Raw genomic sequence first — 14,330 nt, 5'->3', positions numbered from 1 at the left:
AGACTCGGGCTGGGCGACCGTCCTCGGCCGGATCGGCTCGAGGAACGTCGCTCAGCCCGAGTCTCGGACCGCTCGGGCCCCGCAGGACGCAGGGCTCCGCGGATCAGTTCGCGTCGGAGACGGCCTTCGTCACCGCGGTCGGCGCGTCGTAGTCGCCGTCCGGGATGCCCTTGAGGGCCTCGAGGACGTCGTCCGGGGCGCTCTCCTTCTCGGCGGTCGCGACGATGTCGTCCTTCGACGCGGGGTAGTCGATGCCGCTGAGGTACTTCTGGACCTGGATCGGGTTCGGTGCTGCCATGTCGGCTCCTTCGCTCGGAGCGTCCAGCAGTACGCCGGAGGTCCTGCGTACCGGCCGGGCGAGTGCGTCCCCCGGCTCAGATCTCCCAGCTGCCGCCGTCGCTCCACCGCGAGAAGCGGGCTGCGGCCTGCGGCTCGTACCGCTCCATCCACCCGCGCTCGAGCCGTGCCACCGCCCGGTCGAAGGCGGGCACGAGGTCGAGGTCCGAGCGGAGCATGGCCTGCAGCTGCAGCCCCTCGTAGAGCGCGATGAGCTGCTCGGCACCGCGGCGCGGGTCCATCGTGTGGGGCGCCCGACCGACGGCGATGTCGTGCTCGAGACCGCGACGGATCTGTGACGTGAAGAGCTGGTAGCGCGAGCGCAGGTACGTGGCCATCGGGTGGGCGGGGTTCCCGGCGACGGACAGCAGGGCGACGAGGAGCCGCATGAGCGCCGGGTCCTCGGCGTTCGAGGCCACGATCGCCCGGAGCAGGTCGACCGTGGGGCCGCCGCCGACCTCGCGGGTGACCTCGTCCATCCGGTTGCCGTTCCACCGGTCGAGGGCCGCGAGCACGAGACCGTCCCACGAGGGGAAGTGCTGGTGCAGCTCGTCGACGGTGATGTCCATCCGGTCGGCGACCATGCCGGCGTGCGCCTCGTGGAAGGGCACGTCACGCAGCAGGTCGACGGTCGCCCCGACGATCGTGATCCGCAGGTGCAGGGTGGCGGCCGCGGCGGCTGCCGCCTGCGTGTCCGCACTGGTGTGTTCGAGCATCGTGCCCTCCGTCGTGCTGCGGACGTCCTGTCCGCTCCCCCATCAAACCGCAGACACGGGGGACACAGCAGCCCCGGTCCGGGTGTCAGCATGTCGGGGGACAACGACCGTCCCCGCAGCACCTCGTCGGGGTTCCGTGCGACCATGCCGGGATGCACCCGGAGGACCCCATCGCACAGGGACTCGCCACCATGGCGTCGGCGGGCTACGAGTTCGGCGGCGACGACGAACAGGTCGCGCACGACGTCCGGACGATGTGGCAGCAACTCGGCGCGCCCGAGGGCGCCTTCGACGCCGCGGCTCGGGCGATCGCCGGGTTGCCGCAGCGCCCGGAGGTCCCCGTCGCCGACCAGGCCCGGCGGCGGGCCTTCGAGCGCGCGGTCGGCATCAACCCGGTCGAGGTCGAGCTCACCGCGGCGATGTCCGCGCGCGAACTACTGGAGCGGATGGCGCGGTCCGTCGCCTGCTGAGACGACGGACGGCCTGGAGGCACGGTGCCAGCTGGCACCGTGCCTCCAGGCCGCGGACGGTTCCGTCTACGGGGTCGGCATGCCGCCGTCGACGTGGAGCGTCTCGCCGACCACGTAGGACGACTCGCCGCTCGCCAGGAACACGAACGCCGGCGCGAGCTCGGCGGGCTGGCCCCAGCGGCCGAGGTAGGTCTGCTCGCCCGCGGACGGCAGCGCCTCCGGCGGCTGGCCACCGGCCGGCTGCAGCGGGGTCCAGATCGGTCCCGGCGCGACGGCGTTGACGCGGATGCCCTTCGGCGCGAGCTGCGCGGCGAGGCCCTTCGCCATGTTGTTCACGGTCGCCTTGGTCGCGGCGTAGTGCACGAGGTGCGGGGACGGCGCGTAGGCCTGGATGGACGTCGTGTTGATGATCGTCGAGCCGGGCTGCAGGTGGGGGACCGCGGCCTTCGTGATGCGGAACGTGGCGTACGCGTTCGTCTTGAAGGTCTCGTCGAACTCCTCGTCGGAGATCTTCGTGATGTCGTCGACGTTCTGCTGCTTGCCGGCGTTGTTCACGAGGATGTCGAGCCCGCCGAGGCCGTCGACGGCCTGCTGGACGGCCTGCTCGCAGAACGCGAGGTCCTTGATGTCACCCGGGATCGCGACGGCCGTGCGACCGGCGGCCTCGATGAGCCCGACGATGCGGTCGGCGTCCTCCTGCTCCTCGGGGAGGTAGACGATCGCGACGTCGGCACCCTCGCGGGCGTAGGCGATCGCCACGGCGGCACCGATGCCGGAGTCGCCACCGGTGACGAGTGCCTTGCGGCCGGTCAGGCGACCCGAGCCGCGGTAGGTGTCCTCACCGTGGTCCGCGGGGACGTTCTCCGCCATCTCCTCGTCGGTACCGGCACCCGGGAGGTACTGCTCGTCGGGCTTCTTGTCGGCGTACATCTTCGTGGGGTCCTGCATCGTGTACTGGTCGATGCCGCCCTGGTCGTTCTGCTGCTCCGTCATGGCCTGGACGGTACGCACCCGGCCCGCTCCCGCCGTCCAGCCGGGTGTCCCCCGCGGTGGCGTCCTGTTGTGTCCCCGAGGTCACGAACACGTGACGACCGGGCTGCGATTCGGTAACACCTGTCGTCCGAGCAGTCGGGAGGTCGTACGGTCGAGTGGTGAACCTCCGTCCTGCGCTCGCGATCGGCACCGCCGTGCTCGCCGCCGTCGTCGGCACCGTGGGTGCGGACGCGAGCGGGATCGTCGCCGCGTCGCCGGCGTCCGCGGCCGAGGACCGCAGCGACCTCGTGTCGTCGCGACCCACCGTGCAGGTCACCAACCGCGAACTCCGACGGGTCGACTCGATCGAGCTCGACGCGGAGTCCCTCGTCTTCCGCGACGGGGACGACACCGTCGCCGACGTCTCCATGCGCGACTCCCGGTCGACGGTGGACCTGCTCGGCCGCCTGCTCGGCACGCCGTCCCGCACGCAGACCGCCGCCGGCGACGGGGGCGCGTGCTTCCCCGCCGGCACCACCTCGACGTGGGGCGGCGCGATCCGGGTCGCCGCGCTGCGGACCCCGGCCTCGGTGGGCAACGCCGTCGAGATCCGCGTGCTGAAGTCCTCGGTGCGCACCCGCATCGGGAGCCGCGTCGAGCTCACCGGGCCCGACGGCGTGCAGGTGGGCGACGACGTCGCGGACGAGCTGCACGACGCCCCGTCCGCCGACAAGGAGTCCTACGGCTCCGGCGACGCGCGCGCGTGGCAGCTGCTGCTCGAGCCCGGGTGGGAGGCGTCGGACGACGACGGGCCCCGGTCCGAGCACGACGCCGATGCCAACACCGACGCCGACGACCGCCATGGTGACGGCGACGACGAGCAGGGCTCGAACGGTGTGTCCGCGCTGACGGACGACACCGAGGTCACGGTCATCGGCGCCCCGATGCCCGTGCACGCCCGTCGCTCCTGCTGACCGCCCGCAGAAGCACGCCCGCTCAGACGCGCAGGGTGGCGACCACGGGGAAGTGGTCGCTCGCAGCCCAGGTCTCGGGACCGTCGTGGTCGATCACGACCCGCTCCACCTCGACGCCACCGCGGGTCAGCACCCAGTCGATGCGCTCCCCGGAGTCGACCGGTGCCTGCCAGCCGTTGAAGGACGCGGTGCGGTCGTCGGGATCGCCCGCGACGGCCCAGGCGTCCTGGTACCCGGCGTCGGCGAAGACCTGCCACGCCGGCCCCTGTCCGGCCGGCTCGTTGCAGTCGCCCGCGAACACCACCGGGCCCTCGACCGACCGGAGCCGCTCGACGACCAGGGCCGCGCTGCGCCGACGCACCTCGTCGCCGTGGTCGTTGTCCTCGTGGTCGAAGTGCGAGGTCAGGAGGGTGAAGGCCCCGCCGTCGACGTCGACGAAGAGCGCGTGGTTCGCGACGCGCGGGTACAGGCTGCCCCAGGTGTTCGACACCGGCTCGTCCGGGGTGTCCGACAACCAGAACGTGCCCGTGTCGACGGGGCGCAGGCGGTCGCGGCGGAAGAAGACGGCCGCGTGCTCGCCGGCGGTGCCGCCCTCGCGCCCCTGGCCGACGTCACCGTGGTCCGGCAGCCCGGCGCGGAGCGCGTCCATCTGGTGGTCGAACGCCTCCTGGACGCACAGCACGTCCGGGTCGTGTCGCCGGATGATGTCCAGGACCAGCGGCAGCCGTGCGGGCCAGTCGTGGCGGGGATCCGGGTTCTTCACGTTGTAGGTCATCAGGGTGATCGGACGCGCGACGTGGCTCACCGGTCGAACCTACCCGTCGACCCCCGTCAGTTGATGCAGACGCCTTCCTTGCCGTACGCCTTCACGTCGGTGGAGCTCGGCTTCGGCTCGGACGACCCCGACCCGTCGTCCTTCGGCGTCGCGGGTGCCGCGTCCTGCGTCCCGCCGTCAGCCGGCGCCGACGAGGCACCGCCGGCGGGGGCGGGAGCGCTCACGGTCTTCCCGTCGGACCCGAGCACCAGGGTCACACCGGTGACCCTCGTCGACCGGACCGCGACCGCACCGGGCACGACGGCGGCGACGGCCTTGGCCTGTGCCTCCTGCCCCGCCGGGTACTGCACCTGGGTGGTCTTCGTCGTCTCCGAGGAACCGGGGGCACCGGCCTGGAAGCCCCGCGCGGTCAGGTTCGCGCTCGCGGTGGCCGCGGCACCCTGGACCCCGCTGCCGTTCAGCACCGTCACGGTCGTGGACGCCGGCGCGGCGGCGGTGGCCTTCGTGTACTCCTCGGGCTCACCGACCAGGCCCTGCACGAACGCGGGGATGCCGACCGTGTCGACCTCGACGATGGACAGCGCGGACCCGTTCACGGTGATGGTCGGCGTCCCGAGGGTGGGGATCGTCGCCGACTGGATGTTGCCCGGGCGCAGGTCGCGCATCTGCGTCGCCAGGGAGACCAGGTCGGTGTCGGTCTGGATCGACCCGCCGACTGCGCTGAGGATCGCGTTCATCTTGATCGGGTTGAGGAGGGTGCCCGCCGAGAGCACCTTGCGGGCCTCCTGCGACAGGAAGTACTGCTGGCGGACGTTGCGGTCGAGGTCGCCGTTCGGCAGGCCGTGCCGCTGGCGGACGAACGAGAGCGCCTGCTTGGCGTCGAGCTGCGAGGTACCGGCGGGCAGGTCGACCCCGGAGTACGGGTCGTTCACCGCCTCGTTCAGGCACACCTCGACCGGCCCGAGCTCCTTGACCACCTGGTAGAAGCCGAGCAGCGACACCCGCACGTAGTGGTCGATCGACAGGCCGCTGAGGTCCTGGATCGTCTGGATGAGCAGCTTCGCGCCGCCGGTGTCGCCACCGCCGTTGAGGGTGCCGTAGTAGAAGGCGCTGTTGAGCTTGCCCTTGCCGACGCCGGGGATGTCGACGTACGAGTCGCGCGGGAAGGAGATCATCGTCGCCTGCGTGCCGTCGGCGTTGATGTGCAGGACGATCATCGTGTCGGTGTTGGTCGCACCACCGTCGCTGGTCGTGCTCAGCTCCGCCATCTGCTCGGGCGTCGCGTTGTCCGGCCGGTGGTCGTCACCGACGAGCAGGATGTTCTGGGCCGTGCCGTCCACGTCGTGGTCGCCCTGCGCCCGCGGGGCGATCGCGTCGATCTTCGTGACGCCGTTGTTCAGGCTCGTGAAGGCCGCCGCGGCGTAGCCGCCCATCAGGACCAGGCCCATCGTCAGCACACCGGCGATCGCGGGGAGGACGATCCCGCCCCCGCGCTTCTGGCGCCCGTGGCGCGGCGGCACGTGGCCGCGGCGTGCACGGCGCGTCGTCTGCTCGGGTTCGATGCTCACCCGGAAACCATAACCGCACAGCGTGGAACGGACAGGGAATCCGCTGAGGGTCGTGCGCGGACCCTGAGCGCGGTCAGTCCGCGCTGCGCGTGGGCAGGAGGTGGATGGCCTCCATCGCCAGCTCGGCCGCGATCGGGTCCTGTGCCAGCACGGCCGCGCGGAGCTCGTCGATCGCGGGACGGACCACGTCGGCCGGCACCATCTCGGTCAGCTCCGGCACGCGCAGCTTGAACGCCAGGCCGTCGGTGGTCGCCCGGCACAGCTGCGCGAGCGAGGCGTTGCCGCACGCCTCGACCCACATGGCGTAGATGTCGGAGCCCTCGCGGGCCACGTCGTCCATGTGCTCGCCGTCCACCCGCGCGGCGACGTCGTCGAGCATCGCCACGATCCTCTTCCGCTGCGCGGCCGTGAACCGCGGCACCGCGAGCCGCACGACACCGCCGTAGATGACGCCCAGCGTCCGGTAGGCGTCGAGGAGTTCGTCCTTCGTCGGCGCAGCGACACGGGTGTAGCGGTTCGGTGCCATCTCGATGAGCCCGGCACGCGCCAGCTCCGCCAGGGCCTCGCGGATCGGGGTCCGGGACACCCCGAGCCACGCGATCAGGTCGTCGTCGTTCAGGCGTTCGCCGGGCTCGAGCGTGCCGTCCATGATCGCTGCACGGATCTTGTCCTGCACGGTGTCACGGAGGAGCTTGCGTTCGGCGGCCGGCTGCGTCGAGGGGACTGGCATGGCACCAGCGTGTCACATGTGACGGCCGGTCGCGAGCAGGACGGTGGCCCCGGTTCCGCCCCGGCGCCGAGCAGTGCTGCCCGTAGGATCCGAGCATGCACGATCCCGCCGCGCAGTGGCCCCTCGGACGCCTGCTCTCGGCCGCCGCCCGTGCCGTCGAGCGCGAGTGGGACGAGCGTCTCCGCGCGGTCGGGCTGTCCCATGCGGCGCTCGTCGCCATCGACATCCTGCTGCGCACCGGGCCCACCGGCGCCGACACCATCGCCCGGACCGCGCGCGTGCAGCCCCAGACGATGTCGCGGACGCTCGAACGGGCTGAACGCGACGGCCTCGTGGCCCGCACAGCACACCCGGAGGACCGTCGTCGGCGGGTGGTGTCGGTCACCGCAGACGGTCGGCGCGCATGGGAGACCGCGCAGCACATCGAGCGCGAGGTCCTGCCCGAGGACGAGGGCCTGCGGGAGCGGCTCACCGCCCTCCTCCACAGCAGTACCGACTGAAATACTGCATCTGATAGACTGCCGGGGTCGGCGCAGGGCCGACCCGACCGGCAGGAGTCCCGCATGCCCGAACGTCGCGCCGATCGAGCAGCGGCCGCAGCAGCCCCGCCCGTGCGACGGCAGCGGCGACGGCGTCCGGTCCTCGTCGCACTGATCGCCTTGGTCGGGTCGCTCCTCGGCATCGCCACCGTCGTCGCGGTCGTGGCGGCGACCTTCGTGGGCGGTCTCGCCCGGAGCTTCGACGAGCACACCCAGGTCCTGGCCGAACCGTTCCCCACCGGGGCGCGTCCGTCGCCCACCGGGACCGCCGAGAACATCCTGCTCATCGGGTCGGACTCGCGGGCCGCCCTCGACACGGACGGCGACCACACGGCCGGCGGGCGATCGGACACCCTGATGCTCGCGCACGTCCCCGCGGACCGTCGTCACGTCTACCTCGTGTCGATCATGCGCGACTCGTGGGTCGACATCCCGGGGCACGGCACCGCGAAGATCAACGCGGCGTACTCCTGGGGCGGCATCCCCCTGACCGTGCAGACCGTCGAGCAGCTGCTCGACGTCCGGATCGACCACGTCGCCGAGATCGACTTCGCCGGGTTCGCCGGCATGACGGACGCCCTCGGCGGCGTCACGGTGCAGTCCTCCACCGACTTCACGGCGCGGGGTCACCACTTCACGCAGGGGCCGAACCACCTCGACGGCGAGCAGGCGCTGGCCTTCGTGCGCGAACGGTACGCCTTCTCCGACGGCGACCAGGCGCGTGTGCGGAACCAGCAGGCGTTCCTGCGGGGGGTGTTCCAGCAGGCGCTGTCCCGGGGCATCCTGACGGATCCCGGACGGATCGGGGACCTCGTGACCGCGACGAGCGAACACCTCGCGGTGGATCCGGGCCTCGACGTCCCGACGATCGCGCGCCTCGCGTGGTCGCTCCGGCACCTCGACGCGGACGACCTCGTCACGGTCACGATGCCGATCGAGGGGAGCGGGACGTCACCGGACGGACAGTCCTTCGTCCGGCTCAACGAACTCGAGCGTCGTGCGCTCTCGCAGTCCCTGCGGTCCGACGACCTCCAGCGGTGGGTCGATTCGCACGGGCGCTGACGCGCGAGCGGCGACACGACGCACGAGGCCCCGTGGCGTCGTGCCACGGGGCCTCGTGCTGGATCGGGAGGTCGATCAGGCCGGGAGCTGGAGCTCCTGGCCGGCGTAGATCAGGTTCGCGTCGTCCACGGTCGACGTGTTCGCGGCCCACAGCTTCATGTAGCCACCGTCGATGCCCAGCTGCGTCGCGATCTTGTCGAGCGTGTCGCCCGACTTGATCGTGTAGGTCTTGCCGCTGGTCGGGACCGCGGCCGGCTTGCTCGGCGCGGAGACCGCCGGCGCGGCCGGGGTGGTCGCCTTCGGGGCGGCCTGCTGCTGCGGCGCGGCCTGACGCTGGGGAGCGGCCTGCTGCGGGGCAGCCTGCTGCTGCGGCGCGGCCTGCTGGGGTGCGGCCTGCTGCGGCGCGGCAGCCTGCGGGGCGGCTCCGGCGGTACCGCTCAGGCCGAGCTTCGCGGAGCAGGCGGGCCATGCGCCCCAACCCTGGGACGCGAGGACACGCTCGGCCACGGCGATCTGGGTCGCGCGGCTCGCCGATGCGGGGTTGCCCGCGCCGCCGTTGGCCTGCCAGGTGCCGAGGTTGAACTGCAGGCCGCCGTAGTAGCCGTTGCCGGTGTTGATGGCCCAGTTGCCGCCGGACTCGCACTGCGCGAGGGCGTCCCAGGTCGAGCCGGACGCTGCGTTGGCGGGCGCTGCCGCGAGGCCGACACCGGTCGCGGCGATGCCGGCGAAGGCCAGGCCACCGACGATGGTGCGGGTACGGGAAAGCTTCTTCATGGTTGATCGCTCCACCGGGACCACGGACCGACGGACCGCCGGAGCGGTCTCGGTCGCCACTGCCCGTCCCGACCGATCGCGGTCGAGTTGTGGGGTGCGCCTCCGGGGGCAGTGGACTGGTGCCGGCGGCGTCTGGTCGGCAACCATAGGAAATTCGTCACTGTTATCAAACCGAGACAATGGGTTCTACCGGTAGATGCTATGTACCCCGACGGCGTTCCTGTACGTCCGCATCGGTACGGGGGCGGCGATCGGGACGTACCCGGGTACGCGACCTTGGCAGTTCCCTGGCAATGCCACGGACGGGAGGCCCGTGGCGGCCTGGCCGGGAGCCTCCCGTCCGCCTCCTGGTCACCGCCTGTTCACGCCCTGGACAGCAGGGTCACGGCTTCCAGGTGGCCGGTCTGCGGGAACATGTCGAGCACGCGTGCGCGCCGCAGGCGCAGCGAGGGCATGCGGGCGAGGTCCTTCGCGAGCGTCACCGGGTTGCAGCTCGAGTAGACGACGTGCTCGACCGAGGAGTCCTCCAGCCAGCTCGCGAGCGTCTCGCCGATGCCCCGTCGCGGCGGGTTCACCACGACGAGTCCCGGCACGGCGTCGGGGCGAGCACGGAGCGCGTGCTCGGTGGCGTCGTCGGCGGCGAAGCGGACGTCGGTCAGGCCGGCCTCCCGCGCCGACTGCTTCGCGGACCGGATCGCCTCACGACTCGTCTCGATGCCCGTGACCGCGCGGCCGGGTCGAGCGGCGTGCAGGGCGAACCCGCCGACGCCGCAGTACAGGTCCCACATCGACTCGGGCGCGACCTCGTCGATCCACGCGGACGCCTGGTCGTAGAGCTGGGCGGCGACGGCCGTGTTCGTCTGGAAGAAGCTCTGCGGGCGTAGGTGCATGGTGACCGCGTCGAAGCGCATCGGCAGGGTCTCCTGCTCCGTGAGCACCACCTCGCGGTTCCCCTCGGTGACGGCCTTGTGCTCGGGCAGCAGGTTCGCGGTCACCACGACGGCCTCCGGCAGCACCCGCCGCAGGGCATCGAGGTGGTCACGGAGCCGGGGCAGCTGCCCCTCCGAGCGCAGCACGAAGCGCACCATCAGGTCACCGTCGGGCGACTCCGTCACGAGGACGAACTTCAGCTCGCCACGGCGGGCGGCCACGTCGTAGGGGATGAGCCCGGCGTCGGCGACGAAGTCCGCCAGGATCGGCAGCGCGCGCCGGATGCCCGGCGTGCAGATCCCGCAGTGCCGCAGGTCCACCCCGCGCTGCCGGTGGTCGAGGATGCCCACCGTCGGCCGCTGCACCGTCCCACCGACGACCATCTTCGCCTTGTTCCGGTAGCCGGACTCGGGGCTGGTGATCGCCGGGAGCCACTCGACGGCCCCCGGGCCCCCGGACGCCTCGACCGCGTCGCGCAGGAGTTCGCGGGTGCGGATCTCCTTGTCGAGCACCTGGTCGGCGTAGGGCTGACCCATCAGGGTGCAGGACCGGCACACCCCGCGGTCGAAGTAGTCGCACTGCATGGCCGGGTCAGGATACGGCAGCGGCGTCCCGGGTCGTCGTCGCGATGCGGTACACCGACGTCGTCGCCGTCACGAACAGGGTCGTGCCGTCGTCGCCGCCGAAGCAGAGGTTCGCGACCACCTCGGGCACGGGCACGTCCCCGATGCGGGTGCCGTCCGCGGTGAAGACCGAGACGCCGCGGTGCGTGGAGGACCAGACGTTTCCGTGCTCGTCCACGCGGATGCCGTCCGGCACGCCCTCGCCCGCACCGAGCCGGACGACGACCCGGCCGTTCTTCACCCGGGCGCCGTCGACGTCGTACGCCCGCACGACCGGCTCGTCCGACGACGAGCTCGCGACGTAGAGCACGCGCTCGTCCGGCGAGAACGCGAGTCCGTTCGGCTCGTCGACGTCGAGGACGACCGGGCGGAGGTCCTCGCCGTCGGGACCGCACCGGAACAACCAGTGGTCGCCGTACTCCCGCTCGCCGGGGTGGCCCTCGCGCGGCTGCGTGATGCCGTAGGCGGGATCGGTGAACCAGACGCCGCCGTCCCGCGCGACGACGACGTCGTTCGGGGAGTTCAGCCGGCCGCCGCCCCACCCGTCGACGATGGGCGTGACGACCCCGTCACGGTCGCGCTCGACCCGTCGGCGTCCGTGCGAGCACTGGACGACCGACCCGTCTCGGTCGCGGGTGCGGCCGTTCGTGAACTCGACCCCGGCGGCGTACGTCGAGGTCTCGCCGGTGTCCTGGTGCCACTGGAGGATGCGGTCGCCCGGGATGTCCGACCACCGGAGCGTCCGCGAGGACGGGATCCAGCACGGCCCCTCGGCCCACGTGCTGCCGGTCGCGATCCGGTCGAGGGCGCTCGGGTCGGGGACGAGGTCGGTCAGCTGCACGGGTTCTCCTTCGAACGGCCAGCGGGGTCAGGCTGCGGCAGCGGCCTCGCTGCGTCGGCGCACGGCCTTCTCGATCGCCGAGATCGCGAGACCGAGCAGGATCGACGCCACGACCGCGAGCGTCGTGACGAGGAACGGCTGCTCGCGGCTCCAGTGCCCGGTGGCGGCGGCGATCCCGACGCAGTACGCGGCCCAGACGACGTCGGCGAGCGCGCAGCTGAGCAGGAACCGGCGGAGGTCGAGGCCGCTGTCGGCACCGACGAGGTTCGTCGTCAGTCGGCCCATCGGTATGAAGCGACCGAGGACCGCGATCCGGCCGGGCGCCCTGCGGTAGCGACCGTCGATGGCCTCGCGGGCCTTCCGGATCTTCGGACGCGTGAACCAGGCCCGGGAGCCGAGGTCGACGGAACGGGCCAGGCGCCAGAGCACGAGGTCCCCGAGCACCATGCCGACCGTCGCGGCCACGACGAGGAACAGCACGGGCAACAGACCACCGTCGCCCCCGACGAGCAGGGTGCCGATCGCGACGACCATCGCCTGGCTCGGCAGGAACACCGCGACACTGCCGACGGCGAGCACGAGGCCGACGGCGAGGAACGCCCACGGGGTGCCGACGAGCTGGACCACCACGTCCTGTGCTGCGTCCACCGGTCCACCTCCACGGGCGCGGGGAGGCACGCCGGCACCCATCATCCCAGGTCGGTGCGGGGTCCGTGCTCCGTCCGGTGCACGATCTCGCGCATCGTGTCGGCTGCGCCGTCCGCGTCCCCCGCGGCGACCGCCCGCGCGAGCGCGAGGTGGAGCCCGACGTCGTGGCGGTCGGGTCGGATGCTCCCGCGGTCCCGGAGGGCCTCGCCGACGACCCGGTGCAGTCGGCGGTAGAGGACGTTGCCGGACAGGTCGAGCACGCGCGCGTGGAACCGGATGTCCGCGCTCGTGAAGTCGAGGCGGCGGTCCTGGGCCGCGGCGGCGGCGAGCTCGTCCGCGGTGGCGAGCAGCGCCTCCCGTCCGGCCGCGCACTCGTCGAGCGACGCGCGTCGGGCCGCCGCGGCGGCTGCGAGCGGTTCCACGGCGGCACGGAGCTCGCGCAGCTCGGCCGATGCCCGCTCGCGGTCCGGGCCCTGCAGCCGCCACCGCACCACCCGCGGGTCGAGGACGTCCCACTCCACGGCGCCGAGGACGGTGATGCCGACCCGACGACCGGCGTGCAGCAGCCCGAGGGAGACCAGGACCCGGACGGCCTCGCGGACGATGCTGCGGCTCGCACCGGTCCAGGCGACCAGCTCGTCCGTGCTGCGTCGGCTGCCGCGGGCGAACTCCCCGGAGACGACCGCGGTGCCGATCGCGTCGAGGACCCGGTCGTAGGTGCTCGTCACCGCTGCGAGACGGGCGAGAGCACGAGTTCGTCGATCCGCACGTGCGCCGGCGACCCCAGCACGAACGCGACGGTCCGGCCGACGTCCTCCGGCTGGAGCATGCGCTGCCGCGCCGCTGCGTCGGGGACCTCGGGGCGCTGGTCGAGGAAGTCGGTCGCCACGTCGCCCGGGCAGAGGTGCGTCGCACGGACGCCGTGCTCGGCCTCCTGCTGGTTGAGCGTCCGGACGATCGACCCGAGCGCCGTCTTGCTCGCCGAGTACGCCACACCCGCGCCCGGCTGGAAGGACCACCCGGCGTAGGAGGACACCACGACGACGACACCGCCGGACGCCCGGAGCGCGGGCAGCGCGGCGTCGACGACGGTCACGACCGCGGTGGTGTTCGTGTCGAGGACCGCGCGGACGTCGGCGAGCGACTGGTCGGCCCACCGCCGGGCCGGGGTGTTGAGGCCCGCGGCAAGCACGAGGCCGTCGATCCGCCCGTGGCGTTCGAGCACCCGGTCCCGGGCGGCCACCACGGCGTCGGCGTCGGTGACGTCGAGCGGCAGCACCGTCGCGTTCCCGCCCGCGGCACGCACCGCGTCGGCGACCTGCTCGAGCCGGTCGGGGCGACGGCCGCTGAGCACGACCGTCCAGCCGTCCCGGGCCGCGGCGACCGCGCTGGCCGCACCCATCCCGCTGCCGCCACCCGTGGTCCAGAGCACCTTCGCCGTCATGCTCGAATAGTATGACCATTGGAGGCACGGGCGCCCACGGCACCCGGCCTCCGGAGAACGGGACCGACGGACCGGCCCGGTGAACGGGAGCGACGATGCACCTCGACCTGACCGACCGCGTGGTCGTCGTGACCGGAGCCGCCCGCGGCATCGGCCGGACCCTCGCCGCACGCTTCGTCACCGAGGGCTGCCGCGTGGTCGCCCTCGACCTCGCCTTCGACGACCCGGCGTCCCTCGGCGTCGACGAGGTGGTGTGCGACGTGGCCGACCCGGCGTCGGTGAGCGCCGCGATCGACGAGGTCGTCGCTCGGCACGGCACGATCGACGTGCTCGTCAACAACGCCGGCGTCAACGTCACCGGGACCGTCGCGGAGCTGGACTGGGACGCCTGGCGCCGGTGCATGGACGTCAACCTGGGCGGCACGTTCCTCGTCAGCCAGGCGGTGGCGCCCGTCATGCAGGCGGCGGGGCGCGGGCGCATCGTCAACGCGGCGTCCTTCGCGGCGATCGTGCCGAGCGTCGGCAGTGCGGCCTACGCGGCGTCGAAGTCGGCGGTCGTGGCGTTCACGCGCGTGCTCGCGTCCGAGCTCGGCCCGTGGGGCATCACCGTCAACGCCTACGCCCCCGGGATGGTCCCGACGGCGATGAACGGCTTCGCCGAGATGCCGACCGCCGAGCAGGACAGGCTGCTCGACACGTTGTCGCTGCGCCGGTGGGAGACCCCAGACGACGTCGCCGACCTGCTCGTGTTCCTGGCGAGCGACGCCGCGGGCTACATCACCGGCACGCTCGTCGACGTGTCGGGCGGGAAGTTGGCGACGCAGATCCCGGCGCGGGCGTACGGGCGCTGAGAACGGGACTGTCCGGCCGTTCAGGAAGTTGCCATCCGGCGTTCCGTAAGCTGTGAGGACCCAGTGAGCCGGACTGC

The 14,330-nt window shown here is 72.5% G+C and carries 17 protein-coding genes; 5 read left to right on the top strand and 12 right to left on the bottom strand.

Features of this window, described 5'->3' with window-relative positions; translation table 11 throughout:
- Positions 1 to 103 precede the first annotated feature (103 nt).
- Both Cus16_RS06740 and Cus16_RS06735 read right to left on the bottom strand, forming a co-directional pair.
- Entirely contained in the window at positions 104 to 298 is a 195-nt protein-coding gene (locus Cus16_RS06740; RefSeq protein ID WP_069711895.1) for a DUF2795 domain-containing protein, read from the bottom strand.
- 76 nt (positions 299 to 374) lie between these two features.
- Positions 375 to 1,052: a TetR/AcrR family transcriptional regulator gene (locus Cus16_RS06735; RefSeq protein ID WP_069711894.1), complete on the bottom strand. Its 678-nt coding sequence runs from the start codon at positions 1,050 to 1,052 to the stop codon at positions 375 to 377.
- Between the two features lie 152 nt (positions 1,053 to 1,204).
- Here Cus16_RS06735 and Cus16_RS06730 point away from each other — a divergent pair, with 152 nt between their 5' ends.
- Complete coding sequence (locus Cus16_RS06730) at positions 1,205 to 1,522, top strand: hypothetical protein (RefSeq protein WP_069711893.1); 318 nt, start codon at positions 1,205 to 1,207, stop codon at positions 1,520 to 1,522.
- A 66-nt stretch (positions 1,523 to 1,588) separates the two neighbouring features.
- Here the strand turns inward: Cus16_RS06730 and Cus16_RS06725 are convergent, their stop codons facing one another.
- On the bottom strand, positions 1,589 to 2,515 hold the full coding sequence (locus tag Cus16_RS06725; RefSeq protein WP_069711892.1) for an SDR family oxidoreductase: 927 nt from the start codon (positions 2,513 to 2,515) through the stop codon (positions 1,589 to 1,591).
- A gap of 158 nt (positions 2,516 to 2,673) precedes the next feature.
- Here Cus16_RS06725 and Cus16_RS06720 point away from each other — a divergent pair, with 158 nt between their 5' ends.
- Positions 2,674 to 3,468 carry a hypothetical protein gene (locus Cus16_RS06720; RefSeq protein ID WP_141718855.1) on the top strand — a complete coding sequence of 265 codons (795 nt, stop codon included), beginning with the start codon at positions 2,674 to 2,676 and terminating at the stop codon, positions 3,466 to 3,468.
- Between the two features lie 22 nt (positions 3,469 to 3,490).
- On the opposite strand, the gene Cus16_RS06715 is transcribed toward Cus16_RS06720, so the two are convergent.
- From Cus16_RS06715 to Cus16_RS06705, 3 genes are all read right to left on the bottom strand, one after another.
- Positions 3,491 to 4,273, bottom strand: a complete 783-nt coding sequence (locus tag Cus16_RS06715; protein ID WP_069711890.1) for an endonuclease/exonuclease/phosphatase family protein — start codon at positions 4,271 to 4,273, stop codon at positions 3,491 to 3,493.
- A gap of 26 nt (positions 4,274 to 4,299) precedes the next feature.
- The gene (locus tag Cus16_RS06710) at positions 4,300 to 5,811 is read right to left on the bottom strand and encodes an LCP family protein (protein WP_069711889.1); all 1,512 of its coding nucleotides are present in this window, start codon (positions 5,809 to 5,811) and stop codon (positions 4,300 to 4,302) included.
- A 73-nt stretch (positions 5,812 to 5,884) separates the two neighbouring features.
- Positions 5,885 to 6,541 carry a GntR family transcriptional regulator gene (locus tag Cus16_RS06705; protein WP_069711888.1) on the bottom strand — a complete coding sequence of 219 codons (657 nt, stop codon included), beginning with the start codon at positions 6,539 to 6,541 and terminating at the stop codon, positions 5,885 to 5,887.
- Positions 6,542 to 6,636: 95 nt separating this feature from the next.
- On the opposite strand from Cus16_RS06705, the gene Cus16_RS06700 reads away from it, so the two are divergent.
- Positions 6,637 to 7,041: a MarR family winged helix-turn-helix transcriptional regulator gene (locus tag Cus16_RS06700; protein WP_069711887.1), complete on the top strand. Its 405-nt coding sequence runs from the start codon at positions 6,637 to 6,639 to the stop codon at positions 7,039 to 7,041.
- Positions 7,042 to 7,104: 63 nt separating this feature from the next.
- Positions 7,105 to 8,142 carry an LCP family protein gene (locus tag Cus16_RS06695; protein ID WP_069711886.1) on the top strand — a complete coding sequence of 346 codons (1,038 nt, stop codon included), beginning with the start codon at positions 7,105 to 7,107 and terminating at the stop codon, positions 8,140 to 8,142.
- Positions 8,143 to 8,217: 75 nt separating this feature from the next.
- Here the strand turns inward: Cus16_RS06695 and Cus16_RS17050 are convergent, their stop codons facing one another.
- The 6 genes from Cus16_RS17050 to Cus16_RS06665 form a co-directional block, all read right to left on the bottom strand.
- Positions 8,218 to 8,916, bottom strand: coding sequence for a transglycosylase family protein (locus Cus16_RS17050; RefSeq protein WP_069712052.1), 699 nt, complete (start codon positions 8,914 to 8,916; stop codon positions 8,218 to 8,220).
- Positions 8,917 to 9,278: 362 nt separating this feature from the next.
- Positions 9,279 to 10,430 (bottom strand): 23S rRNA (uracil(747)-C(5))-methyltransferase RlmC, encoded by a 1,152-nt coding sequence (rlmC, locus tag Cus16_RS06685; RefSeq protein WP_069711885.1) that lies wholly within the window; start codon positions 10,428 to 10,430, stop codon positions 9,279 to 9,281.
- A gap of 7 nt (positions 10,431 to 10,437) precedes the next feature.
- Entirely contained in the window at positions 10,438 to 11,310 is an 873-nt protein-coding gene (locus Cus16_RS06680) for an SMP-30/gluconolactonase/LRE family protein (RefSeq protein ID WP_317614860.1), read from the bottom strand.
- A 27-nt stretch (positions 11,311 to 11,337) separates the two neighbouring features.
- On the bottom strand, positions 11,338 to 11,958 hold the full coding sequence (locus tag Cus16_RS06675; protein ID WP_069711884.1) for a DedA family protein: 621 nt from the start codon (positions 11,956 to 11,958) through the stop codon (positions 11,338 to 11,340).
- A gap of 41 nt (positions 11,959 to 11,999) precedes the next feature.
- Complete coding sequence (locus tag Cus16_RS06670) at positions 12,000 to 12,686, bottom strand: FadR/GntR family transcriptional regulator (RefSeq protein ID WP_069711883.1); 687 nt, start codon at positions 12,684 to 12,686, stop codon at positions 12,000 to 12,002.
- Entirely contained in the window at positions 12,683 to 13,402 is a 720-nt protein-coding gene (locus Cus16_RS06665; RefSeq protein ID WP_069711882.1) for an SDR family oxidoreductase, read from the bottom strand. Before Cus16_RS06665 ends, Cus16_RS06670 begins: the two co-directional genes overlap by 4 nt.
- 95 nt (positions 13,403 to 13,497) lie before the next feature.
- Here Cus16_RS06665 and Cus16_RS06660 point away from each other — a divergent pair, with 95 nt between their 5' ends.
- Positions 13,498 to 14,253, top strand: a complete 756-nt coding sequence (locus Cus16_RS06660) for an SDR family NAD(P)-dependent oxidoreductase (protein WP_069711881.1) — start codon at positions 13,498 to 13,500, stop codon at positions 14,251 to 14,253.
- The last annotated feature ends 77 nt before the right edge of the window (positions 14,254 to 14,330 follow it).

This window comes from Curtobacterium sp. ER1/6, from assembly GCF_001742745.1.
Classification (GTDB): Bacteria; Actinomycetota; Actinomycetes; order Actinomycetales; family Microbacteriaceae; genus Curtobacterium; species Curtobacterium citri.
This window is presented reverse-complemented; position numbering and strand designations above follow the sequence as displayed.